This is a genomic window from Pseudoalteromonas rhizosphaerae, from assembly GCF_028885455.1.
In the GTDB taxonomy this organism is placed as follows: domain Bacteria; phylum Pseudomonadota; class Gammaproteobacteria; order Enterobacterales; family Alteromonadaceae; genus Pseudoalteromonas; species Pseudoalteromonas rhizosphaerae.
In genome coordinates, this window is record NZ_CP118496.1 from 147,290 (window position 1) to 165,370 (window position 18,081).

At 40.4% G+C, this 18,081-nt stretch carries 12 protein-coding genes and 1 pseudogene; 11 read left to right on the forward strand and 2 right to left on the reverse strand.

Annotated elements, in window-relative coordinates:
* Positions 1 to 51: 51 nt before the first annotated feature.
* From PVK79_RS00740 to PVK79_RS00760, 5 genes are all read left to right on the forward strand, one after another.
* Positions 52 to 1,977 (forward strand): ATP-binding cassette domain-containing protein, encoded by a 1,926-nt coding sequence (locus tag PVK79_RS00740; protein WP_257325127.1) that lies wholly within the window; start codon positions 52 to 54, stop codon positions 1,975 to 1,977.
* On the forward strand, positions 1,961 to 2,383 hold the full coding sequence (locus tag PVK79_RS00745) for a TIGR02444 family protein (RefSeq protein ID WP_257325128.1): 423 nt from the start codon (positions 1,961 to 1,963) through the stop codon (positions 2,381 to 2,383). The genes PVK79_RS00740 and PVK79_RS00745 overlap by 17 nt, the downstream gene beginning before the upstream one ends.
* A gap of 1,158 nt (positions 2,384 to 3,541) precedes the next feature.
* Positions 3,542 to 4,522: a hydrolase gene (locus tag PVK79_RS00750; protein ID WP_145242394.1), complete on the forward strand. Its 981-nt coding sequence runs from the start codon at positions 3,542 to 3,544 to the stop codon at positions 4,520 to 4,522.
* Positions 4,519 to 4,764, forward strand: a complete 246-nt coding sequence (locus PVK79_RS00755) for a YheU family protein (RefSeq protein ID WP_145242392.1) — start codon at positions 4,519 to 4,521, stop codon at positions 4,762 to 4,764. Before PVK79_RS00750 ends, PVK79_RS00755 begins: the two co-directional genes overlap by 4 nt.
* 59 nt (positions 4,765 to 4,823) lie before the next feature.
* Complete coding sequence (locus PVK79_RS00760; RefSeq protein WP_257325129.1) at positions 4,824 to 6,017, forward strand: dipeptidase; 1,194 nt, start codon at positions 4,824 to 4,826, stop codon at positions 6,015 to 6,017.
* A 32-nt stretch (positions 6,018 to 6,049) separates the two neighbouring features.
* Here the strand turns inward: PVK79_RS00760 and PVK79_RS00765 are convergent, their stop codons facing one another.
* Positions 6,050 to 6,727, reverse strand: a complete 678-nt coding sequence (locus PVK79_RS00765) for a hypothetical protein (protein ID WP_182735841.1) — start codon at positions 6,725 to 6,727, stop codon at positions 6,050 to 6,052.
* A 221-nt stretch (positions 6,728 to 6,948) separates the two neighbouring features.
* On the opposite strand from PVK79_RS00765, the gene PVK79_RS00770 reads away from it, so the two are divergent.
* Both PVK79_RS00770 and PVK79_RS00775 read left to right on the forward strand, forming a co-directional pair.
* Positions 6,949 to 7,854, forward strand: coding sequence for a hypothetical protein (locus PVK79_RS00770; protein ID WP_145242386.1), 906 nt, complete (start codon positions 6,949 to 6,951; stop codon positions 7,852 to 7,854).
* Between the two features lie 123 nt (positions 7,855 to 7,977).
* Complete coding sequence (locus PVK79_RS00775; protein ID WP_257325130.1) at positions 7,978 to 8,928, forward strand: alpha/beta fold hydrolase; 951 nt, start codon at positions 7,978 to 7,980, stop codon at positions 8,926 to 8,928.
* A 164-nt stretch (positions 8,929 to 9,092) separates the two neighbouring features.
* On the opposite strand, the pseudogene PVK79_RS23495 reads toward PVK79_RS00775, so the two are convergent.
* Positions 9,093 to 9,308 (reverse strand): annotated as a pseudogene (locus PVK79_RS23495) (transposase); the annotation flags it as partial.
* 987 nt (positions 9,309 to 10,295) lie between these two features.
* On the opposite strand from PVK79_RS23495, the gene PVK79_RS00780 reads away from it, so the two are divergent.
* From PVK79_RS00780 to PVK79_RS00795, 4 genes are read left to right on the forward strand one after another with little or no spacing between them, the layout of a single operon-like run.
* Positions 10,296 to 13,964 carry a PKD domain-containing protein gene (locus tag PVK79_RS00780; protein ID WP_257325131.1) on the forward strand — a complete coding sequence of 1,223 codons (3,669 nt, stop codon included), beginning with the start codon at positions 10,296 to 10,298 and terminating at the stop codon, positions 13,962 to 13,964.
* Positions 13,965 to 13,974: 10 nt separating this feature from the next.
* Complete coding sequence (locus PVK79_RS00785) at positions 13,975 to 15,921, forward strand: Hint domain-containing protein (RefSeq protein ID WP_257325132.1); 1,947 nt, start codon at positions 13,975 to 13,977, stop codon at positions 15,919 to 15,921.
* A gap of 56 nt (positions 15,922 to 15,977) precedes the next feature.
* Positions 15,978 to 17,228 (forward strand): internalin, encoded by a 1,251-nt coding sequence (locus PVK79_RS00790; protein ID WP_257325133.1) that lies wholly within the window; start codon positions 15,978 to 15,980, stop codon positions 17,226 to 17,228.
* 11 nt (positions 17,229 to 17,239) lie between these two features.
* On the forward strand, positions 17,240 to 18,079 hold the full coding sequence (locus PVK79_RS00795; protein ID WP_257325134.1) for a GEVED domain-containing protein: 840 nt from the start codon (positions 17,240 to 17,242) through the stop codon (positions 18,077 to 18,079).
* Positions 18,080 to 18,081: the final 2 nt, after the last annotated feature.

Genomic DNA, 18,081 nt, shown 5'->3' on the forward strand with positions numbered 1-18,081 from the left:
CCGTGCTATGATAGCGTCAAGTTCACAAAGGCACAGTAAAGCGCAGACTACATGATCCAGATCTCAGAAATTGAATTACTTCGCGGCGGTAAAGCACTCCTTAAAGATGCCTCAGCTACATTATTTCCAGAACACAAAGTTGGCCTAGTTGGCGCCAATGGCTGCGGTAAATCAACACTCTTTAGTTTATTGAAATCTGAACTACAGCTTGATGCAGGTAATTGCAGTATCCCTAAAGACTGGTCTATCGCCTCGGTAAAACAAGAAACGCCAGCGCTAGATATCAGCGCAATTGATTATGTATTACAAGGTCATCCTGAGTATTACGCCATGCGTATTGCGCTGCGCGAAGCCGAACAAAATGATGATGGCGATACCCAAGCCAAAGTGCACATACAACTTGAGCACATTAAAGGCTATAGCATAGAAGCCAAAGCCGGCGAGTTACTTCACGGGTTAGGGTTTGCAAATAACCAAATTGAAAACCCCGTTAGTGATTTTTCCGGTGGTTGGCGAATGCGCTTAAACCTTGCCCAAGCGCTGATTCGTGATGCCGACTTGCTGCTACTGGATGAGCCAACTAACCACTTGGATTTAGATGCGGTGTACTGGCTGGAGCGTTTTTTACGCGCTTACACCGGTACTTTAGTATTAATATCACATGACCGTGAGTTTTTAGACGCTGTGGTTGATCAAATTTGGCATATTGATAAGCAGCTGATCAATGTATACAAAGGTAATTACTCGCAGTTTGAACGCCAAAAAGCCGAGCGTTTATTACAGCACCAAGCCATGTTTGAAAAACAACAAGAGCAAATTGCCCACCTTGAGCAGTTTATTACCCGCTTTAAAGCAAAGGCAAGTAAAGCTAAGCAAGCACAAAGCCGTGTTAAAGCGCTTGAGCGCATGGAAAAACTAGCCCCCGCTCACGCCGACTCACCGTTTGACTTTGAGTTTGCCGAGCCAATCGCGCTGCCAAACCCTTTGATGACCCTAGATAAAGCGCAAGCCGGTTATGGCGACACCACCATATTACACAGTATAAAACTTAACTTAGTCCCTGGTAGTCGCATTGCCCTACTTGGCCGTAACGGCGCAGGTAAATCAACCTTAATAAAGTTATTGTCTGGCGACTTACAACCGCAAGCAGGCGAAGTATTCCAACATCAGGGCTTAAACATAGGTTACTTTGCTCAGCATCAATTGGAATCGCTAGATTTAAAAGCCAGCGCGATTACCCATTTGCAGCGTTTAAATCCTAAAGCCACCGAGCAATCACTGCGTGACTTTTTAGGTGGTTTTGCCTTTATTGGTGATAAAGCCCTTGAGCCCGTAGCACCGTTTTCAGGGGGTGAAAAAGCCCGATTAGTACTCGCAATGTTGGTCTATCAAAAACCAAACTTATTACTGCTCGATGAGCCAACCAACCACCTTGATTTAGAAATGCGTCATGCTTTAGTAATGGCGTTGCAAGGGTTTGAAGGCGCGATGGTTACCGTTTCCCATGACCGTCACATGCTAAAAAATACCGCCGACGAATATTACTTAGTGGATAACGGTGAAGTAACCCAGTTTGGCTACGACTTAGACGAATACTATCAATGGCTACTTAACGCTAATAAAGAAGCGGCAAAAACCACTCAAGATGACAATGAACCAAAAGCAAACTCAAGCGTTAACCGTAAAGAGCAAAAACGCCTAGAAGCAGAGTTTAGAAAAGCCACACAACCACTTAAAAAGCACATCGAAAAGCTTGAAAAGCAACTTGATAAACACTCTGCCGAATTAGCTGAAATCGAACAAGCACTTGGCGATAACGAGCTTTATAACGATGACAACAAAGCAAAACTCAAAGAATTACTAGCTAAACAAGCGACGTTAACACCGAAAGTAAATGACATCGAAGAGGAGCTATTAATGGCCCTTGAAGAGATGGAAGAAAAAGAGCAAGCGTTTGCCAATGAACTTGCTCAATAGCAGAGATTTTTGGCAATTTGCATGTCGCCTTTACAGTGAAGGTGACATGCAAGCACGCCTGTTAGATTACCAAAACCAGCAAGGTAAAAACGTTAACCTGTGCCTGCTACTGTATTATTTAGACTCTCTCAATCTAGCAATTAGCCAAACTCAGTTAAACAAACTTGAGCAATGTATTAGTGAATTTGATCAGCAGGTATTACAACCGCTGCGTGCCACCCGCGGCTATTTAAAAACCAACCACACCGAGATTGCAGATTACGCTGCAATTCGTAAAGAGCTACTCAGCGCCGAGTTAAAGCTAGAAAAACAACAGCAAGAGATGTTGATAGATGCGGTAAATAAATTTAGATTAGCTACGCATCCGGAGCCGAATAATATGAGGTTGTATCTGCTTAAGCTATAAGCAGCTCGGTGCGAACTTGTGTTTGGGATATAGTTAGGGCAATCATGTCTAAAACCATTGCCCACGGATATTCATACCTGTAGGAGCCAGCTTTAGCTGCGAATATATTTTTATCTGTCTCACTGTCTTTTTTTGTACAAAATTTTAAAGTGATTTATCCACAATGAGGGTTTCGAGGCGCTACGCTTTAAAGAAAAGCCAGTAAAATATACTAGCGCTTTTGTAGGTCGTGCATTAGCGCTTGAATTCCGCGGCTGTAGGCTTGTTGTTATTTTTGGTTCTCAACCTGATACCTATTAATGTTCCTATAACTGTACTTAAAAGTAAAATAGGTAGCTCAAAAGCTAAAGTTGACGGGATAAACAACTCTTGCAAAATAAACGAAGTGCTCGCAGTGCTAAATAAAAACCCCAACACATAAACTGCACATGCATATTGCCAATTATGGCTTGAACTTCTGTAAGCCATAACCCCATACATGAACATGGATAAGAAAGCTGAGGGGATTAACTGGATTACGAAAAAGTCTTCAAAGGTTAGTCTCGCAACCATATTGATAACTTGTGATGTTAAGAAACCTAAACTTACATAAAAAAATGCCATCACTAAAGTGTATTTAACTATCCGCGTAACCCTCCAGATCTCCCCCTGTATTACAGTTTTTATAACCAATACAGTTTAAAATAAAAATGCAAAGACTGGTAGCATTCCAGTTTTTTCATTAATAATGGCCCGCAAACTCTCTAGAGCTTTGCCACTTTAACCTTTCTCCTTGCAAACTCGCTAACTGATTTGATCCAAATCAACTTCTGTATCACTGCTAATCAACTTAGGAAAATAGCTTGATCTGGATCATAACAACCTAGTCAAACTGTCTCTATCATTAATCCATAGACATTAGGAGGCATTTATGGACGTATTCTTCAGAGACTTTTTTAGTGACCCAGTACTATTTTTATCATTTGGTTTTCTGGGAGTAGTGATCAGTTTATGCCTTTTCTTTGTGTACTTTTTTATCAAAAAAGTACATGACGACAAAACACCCAATCAGAATTAAGCACGACGCACAAAGCCCCTATCAAGTTATTTGATTAGGGGCTTTTTATTATTAAAAGTTTGTTACACTAGCGATTCTATTAGCTAAACATGTTTTAACTTATGTCTACAGATTTCAAGCCAGCTTGGTGGATGACTAATCGCCATGTGCAAACCATTATGCCACGGTTTTTTCGGCCTTTTCATAATACTCGCTACCAATTAGAGCAGCTTGATACTCCCGACGGCGATTTTTTAGAGCTCGCTTGGTCACAACCCAAAAACGATAACGCGCCGCTGGCAATTGTATTGCATGGCCTGGAAGGTAATATCAATAGCTTTTATGCAAAAGGCATGATGAAAGCCCTCAAAAAGCAGGGGTTTAGTGTTGTTTTAATGCATTTTCGTAACTGTTCTACTGAAGTTAACCGCCTACCCCGTGCATATCATAGTGGCGAAACCGGCGATCTCGATTTTTTTATAAAACAACTTAAGCAGCAGTTTCCAGATCGCTTGATGGTTGCAGTTGGCTTTTCACTCGGCGGTAACGTACTGGCCAAATACTTAGGTGAACAAGGCGAACAATGTTTACTTGATGGCGCGGCGGTTGTTTCAGCTCCTTATGATTTGTCGCCATCATGCCAAGTTATTCGTAAAAGTTTGGCTAAGATTTATCAAAAGTATTTACTCGATCGCATGAAAAAATCGATGCAGCGTAAATTACCGCAAATCACAAAACAGATTGATTTAACACCAGATCAGCTAATGGAAATTGATGATTTATGGCAGTTTGACGATAAACTGACAGCTCCTTTACATGGTTTTATTGGTGCTGAAGATTACTATCAACAAGCCAGCGCTAAGCCTTATTTAAAACACATTACAACACCCACATTAATTGTTCATGCGAAAGACGACCCAATGCTGTCAATTAAAGCTGTACCCAGTAGGCAAGATGTTAGTGAGCATGTTACGCTGCAAGTCTCAGAAAAAGGCGGCCATGTTGGCTTTATAAGTGGAAAAAATCCATTTAAACCGATTTATTGGTTAGAGCATGTAGTGCCAGATTTCTTCACCCAAATCGTCAAAAAAGAGCAGCTATGATCATTCCCCATGAGCAACTAGATAAAGACACTCTATACAATTTAATTGAAAGTTATGTGCTACGTGAAGGCACCGATTACGGTGAGCAAGAATTCAGTATTGAAAGTAAAGTGGCGCAAGTAAAACAACAACTACAAAATGGCGATGCCATGGTGTTTTTTTCAGAACTGCACGAATCAGTTACTATTATTTCTAAAGGTGAATTTAAAGCACTGCAAAGTGAAACACAATTTAACGAGTAAACTTGTAACCCTAGTTGTAAAAATAGACAATGGCTTTTTTACTAAAAGAGCCATTAAAAATGATAAAACTAAGCTCAGTAGTTATTGCCGTTGCACTTGCTTTATCAAGCCAAGTGCAAGGTGCAGACATCAGCGCATCAGCTAAAGCAATTAAACTCACCAAAGACACTATTTTAATCGATACTCATATCGATGTGCCGTACCGTATTCATGCTAAATGGGCTGATGTTACTAAAGCCACTGATGACGGTGATTTTGACTACCCACGCGCAGTTAAAGGTGGCTTAAATGCGCCATTTATGTCGATTTATATTCCTGCGCATTTGGAGTTTGAAGGGAAAGGTAAAAGCTTTCAGCTAGCAAATCAACTCATTGATAGTATGGAAGCAATTGCCCAGCGCGCCCCTGACAAATTTGCTATTGCCGATTCAACGAATGATATTAAAAAGCAGTTTAAACAAGGCAAAATGTCGATAGCAATGGGGATGGAAAACGGCTCACCAATTGAAGGTGACATGGCAAACCTACAGCACTTTTTTGATCGTGGTGTACGCTATATCACCCTTGCTCATTCACAAAGCAACCATATTTCAGATTCATCTTATGATATTCGCCGTAAATGGAAAGGTCTAAGCCCATTTGGTAAAAAACTGGTTACTGAGATGAACAATATCGGTATGCTGATTGATGTTTCACATATTTCAGATGATGCGTTTTATCAAGTAATGGAGCTATCTAAAACACCGGTTATTGCCTCACACTCATCACTGCGCAAATATACGCCTGGTTTTGAGCGTAATATGGATGACGATATGCTACTAGCACTAAAAAAGAACGGCGGGGTTATTCAAATAAACTTTGGTTCAAGCTTTGTAACCGCTAAAGCAGGTGATTGGGGCAAGCAGTTAAAGAGTAAAAAAGAGTCGGCCAAAAAAGAAGGCACTAAATTAAGTCAAGATTTTGATGCCGCGTATCGTGCTAAAAACCCGTATCCATTTGCGAGTCTTGAGCAAGTACTTGAGCATATCGATCACGTTGTTGAGCTAATTGGTATCGATTATGTTGGCATCGGCTCTGATTACGATGGTGTTGGCGATTCACTGCCAGTAAGCTTAAAAGATGTATCTAGCTACCCGAACCTAGTGCAAGGATTAATGGATCGTGGTTACAGTGACAAAGATATCAAAAAAATCCTCAGTGGCAATGTGCTGCGCGTATGGCAACAAGCCGAACAGTATGCAAAAAAACATTAATTGATAAATAATTAGGTCCTGAGGTTCAGGGCCTAATTACTCTTTGATGGCTGAAAAATCTCATTTATCAATTTCTCTTGAGACGTGGCCCCTGCCATTTTTATCAACTCATACATCGCTCCTGTTGTCGCAAATGTGCTTTGTGTACAGCTAAACGCGTCAAACAAGTTGTACTGGTAATGCGTTGACTCAGCTAGTAAATCACCTGAAGACACATCATATACAAAAAACTCAGCATAGGTATGAAGCGCATTTTCATCTTTATAATAACCGTCTTTAGATCTATATTTAAACGCGCCACTGAAAATCAAAACCGTGTCTACATTTTGTTGATTATTAAACTCAATGTTGCTCCATCGCGAGACGCCTACATCAGTATTAATGATCGACATAGATTGCTTATTTAACGGCACTAATGTGGTATCAAAACCAGCAAAGCGCGCAATTATCCGCTGCGTTAGCAGCTCATTTAAATCCGTAGGGAGCGCATACAACTGCCGTTCATTGCTGAATACCGTAACCCCTGTATGCGTACAAAGTAAGTTATCACCAATCAGCGTAATCACACCAACTTTACCAAGCGGTTTGCGATTTTCTGCGATGCTGAGGGTTGCTTTTTTGACACTGTCTTTTTTAACCTTTTCTTGCTTTGTTGCGCACCCCGATAGGAGCAAAAACAACGCAATAAAAAACCACTTAAGTATATTCATATTTTTCTTTTCCGTGCTGTATACAACGACCAAACAACATGATGTTTGCAAAGAGAAGAGTCTCCTTGCTTAATTAAAAATAAAATTAATCTTCGTTATCAATCATACTTAGCGAATAAATTATAATACGCTGAAGCACACTTAACTTTCTACATCTTTTAACAGACTTATAGCCCCAAAAGCGGTAAATTACGCCTTTTCAAATATGGAGCCTCCACCACATGCCTATTAGTAAAGGATCAGTCGCAATAGCCCTTGCCTCAGCCGCACTTGTGGTCTCGTGTTACGGTACATTTTTCAAATCAGTGAGTTTACCTAACGACAAAAGTAGCACTGAACAGTCATCGATCATTGTTACTAATATGCCACTGAATAATGACAGCAACGAACTTTCAGTTACCCAATTGCATAACAAAATAATATCTTTACAGCGACAAGTTACCAGCCTAAAAATAAAAAATACTTCTATAGATCAAGAATATAATAACGATGACTTTAAGGAGTTGGTGCTTGCTGTACTGACGGAAAAAGAACAGCAAGAAATAGATGAAATGCGTGAAAGCAACCCACTTTACGGTTTTTATGCCGACTTACCACAAGACTATGAACTACGCATAAAGTCAGACTCTGACTATGCGAAAAAAATAACCACACAATTACGAGAGCAAATACTCGACCCAAATGCCACAGACATCGATAGACTCGCAGCCCTAACTCAACTACAAATGAATATGTATATTTTGAATAAATCAAAAATACCTGAGTATGACTTTGCGGTAGTCGATAATATTTTAGAGCTGGCCGCTAATAGTGATGATGAGAAATTCAAAATCCAAGCCATTGAAGTCATAACTCAAGCACCCGTACTCGATCAACGCCTGACTGAGCGCTTTACTTCACTACTGCAGCATGAGTCTAACGATTATATTCGCCGTTTAGCGGGGCAAGGATTGATATCGCAATACTATCAATCGCAAAGCTCAGAAGATGGCAATAGCCAACAAATTGCCCAGCATATTTTATCACTTTACCAGCACACTAGTGATGATAATGTCCGCTCTGTACTTGATGAAATGATTGGCAATGAAAGCATGCTAGCAGAACTGCGAAAACATGCTGAAGGTTAAACGTATTAAAAAACGGCTCTCATTCTGATATAAAAAATTCATATTTCTACTCATGAAGGATTACTGAGTTTTAACTATACTGTTTTGCATAAGTCGCTAAATAAGCTATCAACATAACGTAATATGCGCACGATTAAAATTAAAAGTGGCATTACAATTAGCTATCAAGATAAAGGAAAAAAATCAGCGCCTGTCATCATTATGATTATGGGCCTTGGAGCGCAGCTAACAGTATGGCCTGATGAACTCTATTTTGGCTTAGTAGCTAAAGGGTTTAGAGTCATCCGTTTTGATAACCGCGATACTGGTCTTTCAAGCCAACTTGAACAATTTGGTAGCCCTAACCTATTCAAAATATGGCTAAATAAACGGTTACCTATTAAATCCCGCATCCCATACACCTTAGATGATATGGCAAATGATGTATTAGAATTAATGGCCGAATTAAAAATCAAAAAAGCGCATTTAGTCGGTGCATCTATGGGCGGCATGATTGCACAAATTATCGCAGCTAAACATAAAAAAAAGGTCTTGAGCTTAACCTCAATTATGTCAAGTTCGAGTAAACCTAAGCTATCGGCGTCTAATTTAAAGCTATTTTTACAGCTTGCAAAACATCGTCGCGCCCAAGCCAGTCGTGATGGTGCTATACATTATAATATAAGGCTAAATCAATTAATTGGCAGCCCAGCCTATCCACAAGATGAACTAGCTTTGCGTAAACAAGCTACCCTAGGAGTGGATAGAGCACACAACCCGCAAGGCTTTAACCGACAACTTGCCGCTATTACTGCCAGTGATTGCCGGCAACATTTAATGCCGAAAATAAAAGCCCCAACCCTCGTCATACATGGCAGTTTAGACCCTGTCATGCCAATAGCCGCTGGAAAGCAAACCGCAGCCCAAATCAGGAAGGCTAAATTAAAGATAGTAAACGGTATGGGCCATGACTTCCCGCCAGCATTAATGGTAAAAATGACCAAGTGGATCAGCAAACACGTTAAGAAAGCAGAACAAAAGCGCGCGCAGAAAATGTTAAAAGAAAAAGCTAAACAAAGCAGGCAGCTGATTTAGATAACTATATTTAAAAAACATCTCTGACTTGCTTAACAAGAAATATAAGATCAGAATATAGCCATCGTTAAGGCTTTTTAAAAATATAGCTAACACAGAGTCTGTTACAGGCTCATTAGCTTTGGCTCAAAAGAGCCTTCACGGTCGCGTCGAGTATCGAGCTAAAATTCACTATCTTCCGTTTTAATGCGTTTGCTTGTTTTGCCGTTACGACTCGTGACTTACTGTGCTTCTGATATCCTAAATGCTCATCCATTTCTGCATTTAATGCAGCTTCGTCGGTTATTTTTTAACATCTGGCTAAATTGACTTAGATTGTCCGGTGTTTTAATACTTTTAGCCGTTTTTTTAGTAAACGCTTCAAGGTCTTCTTTATTTATGTTCATCGCCTTATCCTTAAACGCTTAATAGGTTAAATTAAGATAGGCAGTTACAAAATTAGTTACACCCTCTCATGAATGTGCATACGCTATAAACCTCTCCTGCTTCATTAGACCATTACAGATGAAGATAAAGATGTCCACAGGAACCATCGAGATATCACCCTTTGTTACTAACTACATTAGGGCCTGTTGATCTTTCAGAATTAAAATTTGTTCAATCTAGCGGCGATTTAATCGCGGTGTGAGGTTTGTGACCTAGTGGGCTAAGTAAAAATTGAGCAGAACTTCCTCGTCCTGCTCACGCCCCTTGCCTACACACATGTAGGCAACAAATAGTTAATCGCCCCCTTCGGGCAGTGCATGTTTGGCATTTATGCTGCGTTATCGCATATTTATGGGGAACAACCACAATCCATAGGCTCTGTCTTGCTTAAAAACCAAACATACTGCTGTAAAAGCAACCTCGAAAAATAAACAGGCCCTAATGCAGGTGTTCAATAAAAATCACAAAAAGCACCTAGTTTTTTGAAGCAACTAGGTACTTTTTACCAGAGCAATCCCTCTGAAATCATCCAACCTAAAACGGCACTAATTACTCATTTTATTTCATCAATATTGCGTATAATTTCACAATATAAAAATAACTAGTCAACGCCTGATTTTTCAAATTCACTTTAAATTACAAAATGATGACGATTCTCCTTACCGTACAAGCTTTTTCACTTCTTTATCAGTTTTTAAATACTTTAAATTTATTCTAAAATAACAATCACTTAGATTAAAAACAACAAAAATAACAAATTGATTACCAACCCTGGGTGTGAATTATTTGTTAATTTTGGGTTTTATTTTGTTAAAAACTTGTTTTGAATTAGCTGCTAGACTAGGGTTTATTCTTAACAGAACTTATTCGCTCTATTGTATCAATTATTAAGTCGTTGCGTTTAAGTGGAAAGGAATCTTCAAAATAATTATGGAGTTAATATGAAAGCATTAAAGTCTCTGTGCGTTTTAGTATCAGCAATAAGTATGCATTGCCATGCCGCAGAACGCATATCTTTATTCAATGACACGCAGAAAGTTGCGCCTACTTCACAACGAAAACAATCCACATTTAATAATGCTTCAAACCAAAACTATCTACTCGCGCTAAAGGCATTTACAGCGCAATACTTAGACCAAACGCTTACAATTCATCAAAACCAAATGAGTGCAACCAAGCAAAGCCACACAATTACTCAAAAGTATAAAAATATTCCTATTTGGAATCAAGATCTTGTTGTGCTGACAGACGAGAGTGGTGTAGTTGAACAAGTTTATGGCGATTTAATTGTTAACGTTGCTAAAGATATATCAGCTTTAACTCCCGCGTCAGAAGAGCAACTTAGCGTAGCTTTAGATTCAATAGTTTCTCAGTTTAATAATGAACGCCCCAGAATCTATAGACGTAAATCAGCAGAAGAAGTCATTTATATAGATGCTCAAGGAAAAGCACGACACGCTGCTCAAATTGCCTTTTTCACCGATTTCGAGTCAGCCCCCTTTAAACCACAAAGAATCATCTCTTTTGTAGACCTAACGACAAACGAACTCATCAGCCAATCCGATGTGTTACAGCGGATCGTTTATGAGGGTGGAAGCGGCCCATCAGGCAATGACAAGGTTTCACGTCCAGATTACAAGCAAGCAGATTATGTTTCTTACCCACCAAAGACTTTTGTTATTGCAATGGAAACAGGCAATCAGCAAACCACCTGCTTATTCGATGCACAAAACGTTGAGACTAGAAACTATAATCACGGCACAGCGCAAGTTAATAATCCTTATAGCTACAACTGCTCAGATTCAACTCGTAACAATTACAAAGAATATCACGGTGCTCGCTCTGCCTTGAATGATGCCCATCATCACGGGCAAACAGCGAGTTTGATGTTTGAAGCTTACCTTGGTCATAAGCCTTACTTTAATAAGAAGGTAACTCAAAATGTCCATTATGGCCTGAACATGGATCAGGCATTTTACGAAAACGGCGAGGTCTATTTTGGTGATGGTGACTACCTATTCTATCCTATGGTTTCCTTAGATGTAGTTGCGCATGAAATTGCTCATGGTTTTACTGAGGAATTTGGCTCCAATACGCCAAAGTCAATGCTGACAGGTCAAGCTCGTGCTATTAACGAAGCGTTTTCTGATATGGCGGGAGAAGCAGCTGAATTCTTTTACTCGGGAATCAATGATTGGAAAAGCAATCACGAAACATTTCGCCTCGACGATGCACTGCGTTATTTTAAAACACCTACGCTAGATGGAAATTCAATTGATCATGTGGATGACTATGATGACTCAGTAACTTCTCACCATGGCGCAGGTGTATTCAACAAAGCTTTTTACTATCTCACTTCAACTGATTTAGATAACGAATCCTCACCTTGGAATACAAAATACTCCTTTATCCTGTTTGCTAACGCAAATAAAAACTGCTGGACCAGCAATAGTACTTATCTTACTGGTGCAGATTGCGTAATGCGACAAACCTACACGGTACTTGACCTGTTGGCTCAAGATGGGGTTAAAAAGCAAGATGGTAGCCACTGGCAAGCCACTGAATTACAAAACCACGTACGTAAAGCATTTGCGCAAGTAGGTATTGGCCTGAAAGTTGACCATGGACTCGAAAGCGAACTTGGTTATGACCGCCAATTTTTGGCTTTTGACTTTAAAAATTTAACTCGAAAAGATGGTCAGCAAGTTGCGGCTGCCAACAGCGAAGGATGGCAATGGCAATGGAACTTTGGCGATGACAGTTTGCAAAGTAGCGCATTTGAGCCCCAACATAACTTTGCTAATGCAGGCGAATACAACGTTGAACTCACGGCCATAGCCCCTTCTGGTCAGTCAGATACTTTCATGCTACCTATTGAAGTTTTTAACGACTATTGTCCAGCGCAAGGTATTAATTATAGTAAGTATTACTTATCGTCGGTCTCGTTAAATAACTTTAAAAATGATTCTACTTCAAGTAATTACAGTAACTACTCATCTGATGTAGTCGAAGTGGAGGACGGTAAAGCACTCAATGTAACGCTAACCGCAGCACCACATCCAGACACTCAAGACAAAACAAAGAACTTTTATGTCTGGTTAGACAAAGACAACGATGGTTTATTCCACAAGACTGAAGAACTCGTGCTCTTTGGAAGCAGTAAGACACAATTGACTGGCGAGATATCATTGAGTGGCAAGTTAAACCAAGCCTATCGCATTCGTACTATGGTGTCATTTGGTCTAGTTAAATCCGCGTGTGGAGATATGTCTTGGGGTGAAGTTGAAGACTACACCGTTAAACTACTTGAAAACAATGACCCTGTTGTTTTGAGAATTAGTGCTAACCAAGGTGTTAATCAGATGAGTTTTGATAACAACACGATAGATGCGCGTGTTAAACGTTGGCAGTGGAAATTTGGCGACGGCACCACCAGTAGCGAAAAGTCACCTATTCATAAATATGCGCAGTCTGGTAGCTATGAGGTAGAACTAAAAGCATATGACAGATTCAGCAAAGTGATAGGAAGTTGGAACAAACAAGTTCAGTTCGATACGACAATCACAGCAAAGTTTACACCTCACAGTTCTGGAAGCACTGTTTATCTAGACACAAATCAAAGTATTATACCTGAAAACAGTAAGATACAGTGGCAATTTGGCGATGGGGATAACTCATCGGACAGAGACACTGATCACACCTACCAAGCCGATGGTGAGTACACAATTACACTCACAATTCAGCATATTGATGGTACGCAATCGGCCAGTGAAACGGTAAACATTGGCGAGAGTAATTTTACCCCTGAAGTGAGCTATACGATAAACGAACAAGCAGATGGTACATTTAAGGTAAGCTTTAATAACACTACCACAAAACCTGACAACGCAGCTTGGGATCCCGATGTCACTCTAGTTTGGGATTATGGAGACGGCACAACAATCACACAAAACAGTAATTTTGGCCAAGACACAGAGCATACATATCAAGCTGCTGGAACCTATACCGCGAGCTTAACTATTAGTTACGACCAACATTGGTTGGGTGGACGAGTTACCGGCACCAAAAATATACTACTAGAGCTTAAAGCAGCACAACCTGTTGAATACTGCACGGCGGAGGGTATCACTGACTATGAACACATTAATAAAGTGACTTTCAATCAAGATGGTCCGTTTAGCAATGCGCAGCAAGCAGGCGTCGTTAACCCTAATAATCCAATCATACTATATGCCACACAGACCAATACCTATCGTATTGAAGCCAGTTATGCTGGTACTGAAACATTTGCTGAGAATTACCATGTCTGGATTGATTTAAATGGTGATGGTCAATTTGGTAATGGTGACTGGAGAAACGACAAATCAGAACTTTTAATAATGGACTTCGACCAGACTAACCAAGACTACGGTAAAGGTTATGTTGAGGGTGAATTTAGCATTCCAAGCAATAAGTTGTCACAGCCTGTCACGACGACTCGTATGAGAATTTTGCAGTATTACGGATTTAGCAGAGTAAATAGTATCGATCCTTGCTCTGACTATAGCAGTGCCGCAACCTCGGGGAGCGGAGAAATTGAAGACTACCTTATCGAAATTTATAACAATTAAGGAAAATAACATGAAAAAACTAAACAAAAAGGTGCTCATGCCGCTTGCAATCGCGTTAGTAGTCAGTAACGCGGTAGCTGCTAGCAACTATATAAATGAACAACAAGCTACCACAGCGTCACAACAGAAGTCTGGGCCTGCAGCAATGCATGGGACAGCAGTAACACAGCCGGATCAATCTGGGATCCGTAAGCTAGACATGTCGAATCCACAGCACTATCAATTGGCAAAGTCACGATTGATAAAGGCAAATCGTATTGAGAGTGATTATCCACAACTACATAAAACGCTAGATGTAGCTATAGGACAGCATTTATCAGCCAAAATGAACATGGCAACGTCTGAAGTGCCACCGGTTAGTGAAAGTGAAGTCGATATTATTAAAGAAGCACACTTCTTCTTAGATATGAACTTAGCCATCTCATCAGATACAAACGAACCCTATCTAATTGTAAGAGCAAAAAGCTCTCGTTTTGGCGGCACACAAGCGACCTATATAGATTTACTATTAGAAGATGCAAACGGCAATCAACTCGCACCTTTAGGCTCTACATTTAATATGTTGAATGGGAAAGACACGCTTGCGACTTCGACTATTTCACTGAAATCATTGAAAGCAAACTTCCCAAATCTAGATACCATTTATGCCAGTTCATATGTGGAACTTGAGCAAGAAGATGGCACTATCAGTACGACGATGAAGTATACTGAATACCCGTTCTCATGGGAGCACTTTGAAGCGCTTTATGGCTCTGCTTCACCAGCGGCAAAAAGCGACGCAGCAGCATCTGCACTTAACGTTGGGATAAGTTCATCATTGGACACACGTCCAAAATACACTGCAGCTGCGCCTATCGATAAAAACAATGATGCTGTTATTAAAATCTGTCTAAACCGCAGTCATGCAGACTGTGACTACGCCGCTGACCAAATTGGAGATCCAAACGAAATTACGGATGTAAACATCCCATTCAACGGTGAATTGCGTGTTCCTCACGAGATCACAGAGATTTATCCAACTGTAGGTGATTTACCAAACGGTATAGATGAGCCAACAAATATCTATTTACAGGAAGGTATCTATGGGGGCGCGACAAAGCAAAGCTACAAAGGACTCGAAAATGCAAAACAATTTTCTGACTATCTAGAGTTCGAAGTTGATACTGTAAACCAAGAGTCGATCATTCGTTGGAATATTCCGCGTTCAGAAGGCCGTTTTGGTAATGCCAAACTGTTCTCTAATATCGCCGAAGCAAACTGGTATATGACATTTGCAGTTAAAGGTTATCCGTACTTTAAGAAGCGTGGTGGCGCGGTTGCATTCCAAATTTCGCTAACGTCAGAAACGTCAACACGTTTTGGTAACTTCTACAGTGAAGTGTTACCAATGATGAAGTTAGGTTACAGCTGCCTAGCGACCGGCACAATGATCACGATGGCCGATGGTAAACAACGCGCTATTGAAGATATTGCGAAAGGCGATTTAGTATTAGGTGCACTTGCTTCGAATACTCAAGTTAAAGAATCCATGCAAGTTATTGATGTGTCCGTAGGGATTGAAGCGATTAAGATGTATCGCATAAGAGGCGCTGATGGCTCTGACATATTAACAACTGAGACTCACCCAATTTCTACCTCTAATAAAGGTCTTATTTGGGCGAAAGAACTGCAAGTAGGCGATCGTATCCTTACTGAAACAGGTTCTGTGCTTGTTACTGATGTAACAAAAGAGAAATACAAAGACAAAATCTACAATTTGAAACTGGCGCCTACAGAAAATTCGAAATTCGCTGAGTCTCGTAATTTTGCGATGTTTGCAAACGGCATGGCGGTAGGGGACTTGGCTACTCAAGACGAATTGAACTACAAAGATCAGAATATTCGCATGTCAGAAGAAGAGATTCTTCAACGCCTTCCTGAAAAGTGGAAAACTGACTACATCAACAGTTTGGATTAATCTGGCCACTAGGCCTTTCTATTCGAAAGGCCATATTTCTCTGAAAGGAATTAAATATGAAACTTACATATTATTCACCATTGGCACGTGCCATGGGGGTAGCAGGTCTTTTTGCCTGTAGTTTTTCAGCAGCGGCTGATCAAACAAGCAATTCTGACTTTGCTATTCAAGCAAGCAACTCTGACGTAGATTCTGTCACACTAGGTACCGCTTACCACAGTGAAAAAGAAGGTTTTTATGCACTGCAAAGTGTACTTGGTCAAGTAGATGAAACCTATGGTAATACTGAAATGGATTTTGTTGTCGGTGTAGACATGAGTTATAGCCAACTATCCAGTATGCTTGATGGTAACTTAGGAGCTGCCCTTGATGTTCCCGTAATAAAAGTGGGAGTTGGCGCAAGCTATGCTAAACAAAATACTGCAGATAACTACACCGGTACTTACACATTATTTCTCTCTTTAAAGCCAAAAAAACGGCTGTTAGTTGCAGATCCTCAAATAGGGTTTAAACCTACACAAGCCGCGCTTGATTTGGTCAATGCCAATCCAGGGGACAAGTTTAATAATATTGGTAATGAGTTCGTGTCAGCGATTGAATATGGCTCTCAAGTGATGCTCAACCTCAAGTTCCAATATAAAAATGACGAAGACAAAGTCAAATGGGGTGGTCAGCTTGGTGTTGATTGGGCTGGTAAAGTCAATGTCAGTGGTAAATTGCAAAAAGTAGACGAAGACGTGAAACGAAATATCAAAATTACGGTTTCTGCATTACAATTTGGTGGCGACCCGACAGAGCTTTTGAAGGTGATCCCAAATCAACTCGTTAACTGTACGATGGAAAACCCGACACCATGCTTTGATGTATTTAAAAACAGCATCGATTATATAAAAACCAACTATGTTACTCAGTTTGATACCTTGGATAAGTATAACGTCAGTAGAGTATTGACACAAAGTTACACCGATTCAGGGCCGAGCCTATCACCTTTAGTACCTGATGATGTATATCCTGCCAAAAGCATCCTGACTAAATTGGCGCTCAAAAACATGAGTGATGATTGGGTTCAGGCAATTCTCGACAATCGCCGTGCGGATAACGTACTCAATTACTACGCCAGTGAGTTGAGTAACTCACATCGAACTGCATTAGAAACCATTCGCGATAACTCACTCTTTAACTCTTTTATTCTGGCGGACGCCGTTGATTATTGTAAGCGTAATTCAATTGGTAATTATTGCCGCGATAGAGAACTACAGACTCGTGGCCGCGTTCATCAGTATGACCGTAAATGGCTAGAATTATAAGGAATAAGACTATGTTAAAAGTCATGCTAATCAGCACATTAATTACCTCGTTCGCTGCTACAATAGCGCCATCAGTGCAGGCGAATACGACTTTATTTGAATCTCGAGATGTACTCACCCCACAGCAAGCGTTAGGCCGCTTTCAATGGTTAGAAAAGTGCTCTTCAGGATTATTGGTTGAAGTCTCTGATAATATCTTCGACCCCACATCCCCCATTCCAAACGATGAGAAAATAGCGAATCTTAAACAGGTGATGCTATACAAAAATAATACACTTAGGGGGGATGCGAAATACCTCACCTTTGGTGACGAAGATAATGCGAATCCGAAGAATTGGTTTGCGGGTAAATCAACAACCGCTTCTTGTTTTCAGATCCCGTCTGATTATCGGATCAGTGCTGTTATGGTAACACCTGCAATGCCAAACTATTGTACAACAAAGTCTCGTGAGCGCGCCTACGAGTTCATCCAATCAGTGAAGTTTTCCAATATTGAAAACACCAGTAGCAATACCTTTTACAGTAACTATGTTGGCGATACCGCAAAAATATATGCAGATAAAAGCTACCAGTTAACATTAATTCCTGGATTTAGTAGTTCAGAAACATACCCTGAAACTTGGCATGTGTTTATTGATTGGAATCAAGACGGCGATTTTAACGATACAAAAGAAACCTTGTTTGCTGGTGTTTCTGAGCAAGCAATTCAGGTCGAAATTACACCGCCAACGGGTGCAAAAAAGGGCATGACGAAAATGCGCGTTACCATGGATTACTTGGGTGGCAGCAATGACGCATGTAAAGAAGTAGACTCCGGAGAGGTAGAAGATTACCTCCTTTACGTGAAGTAATA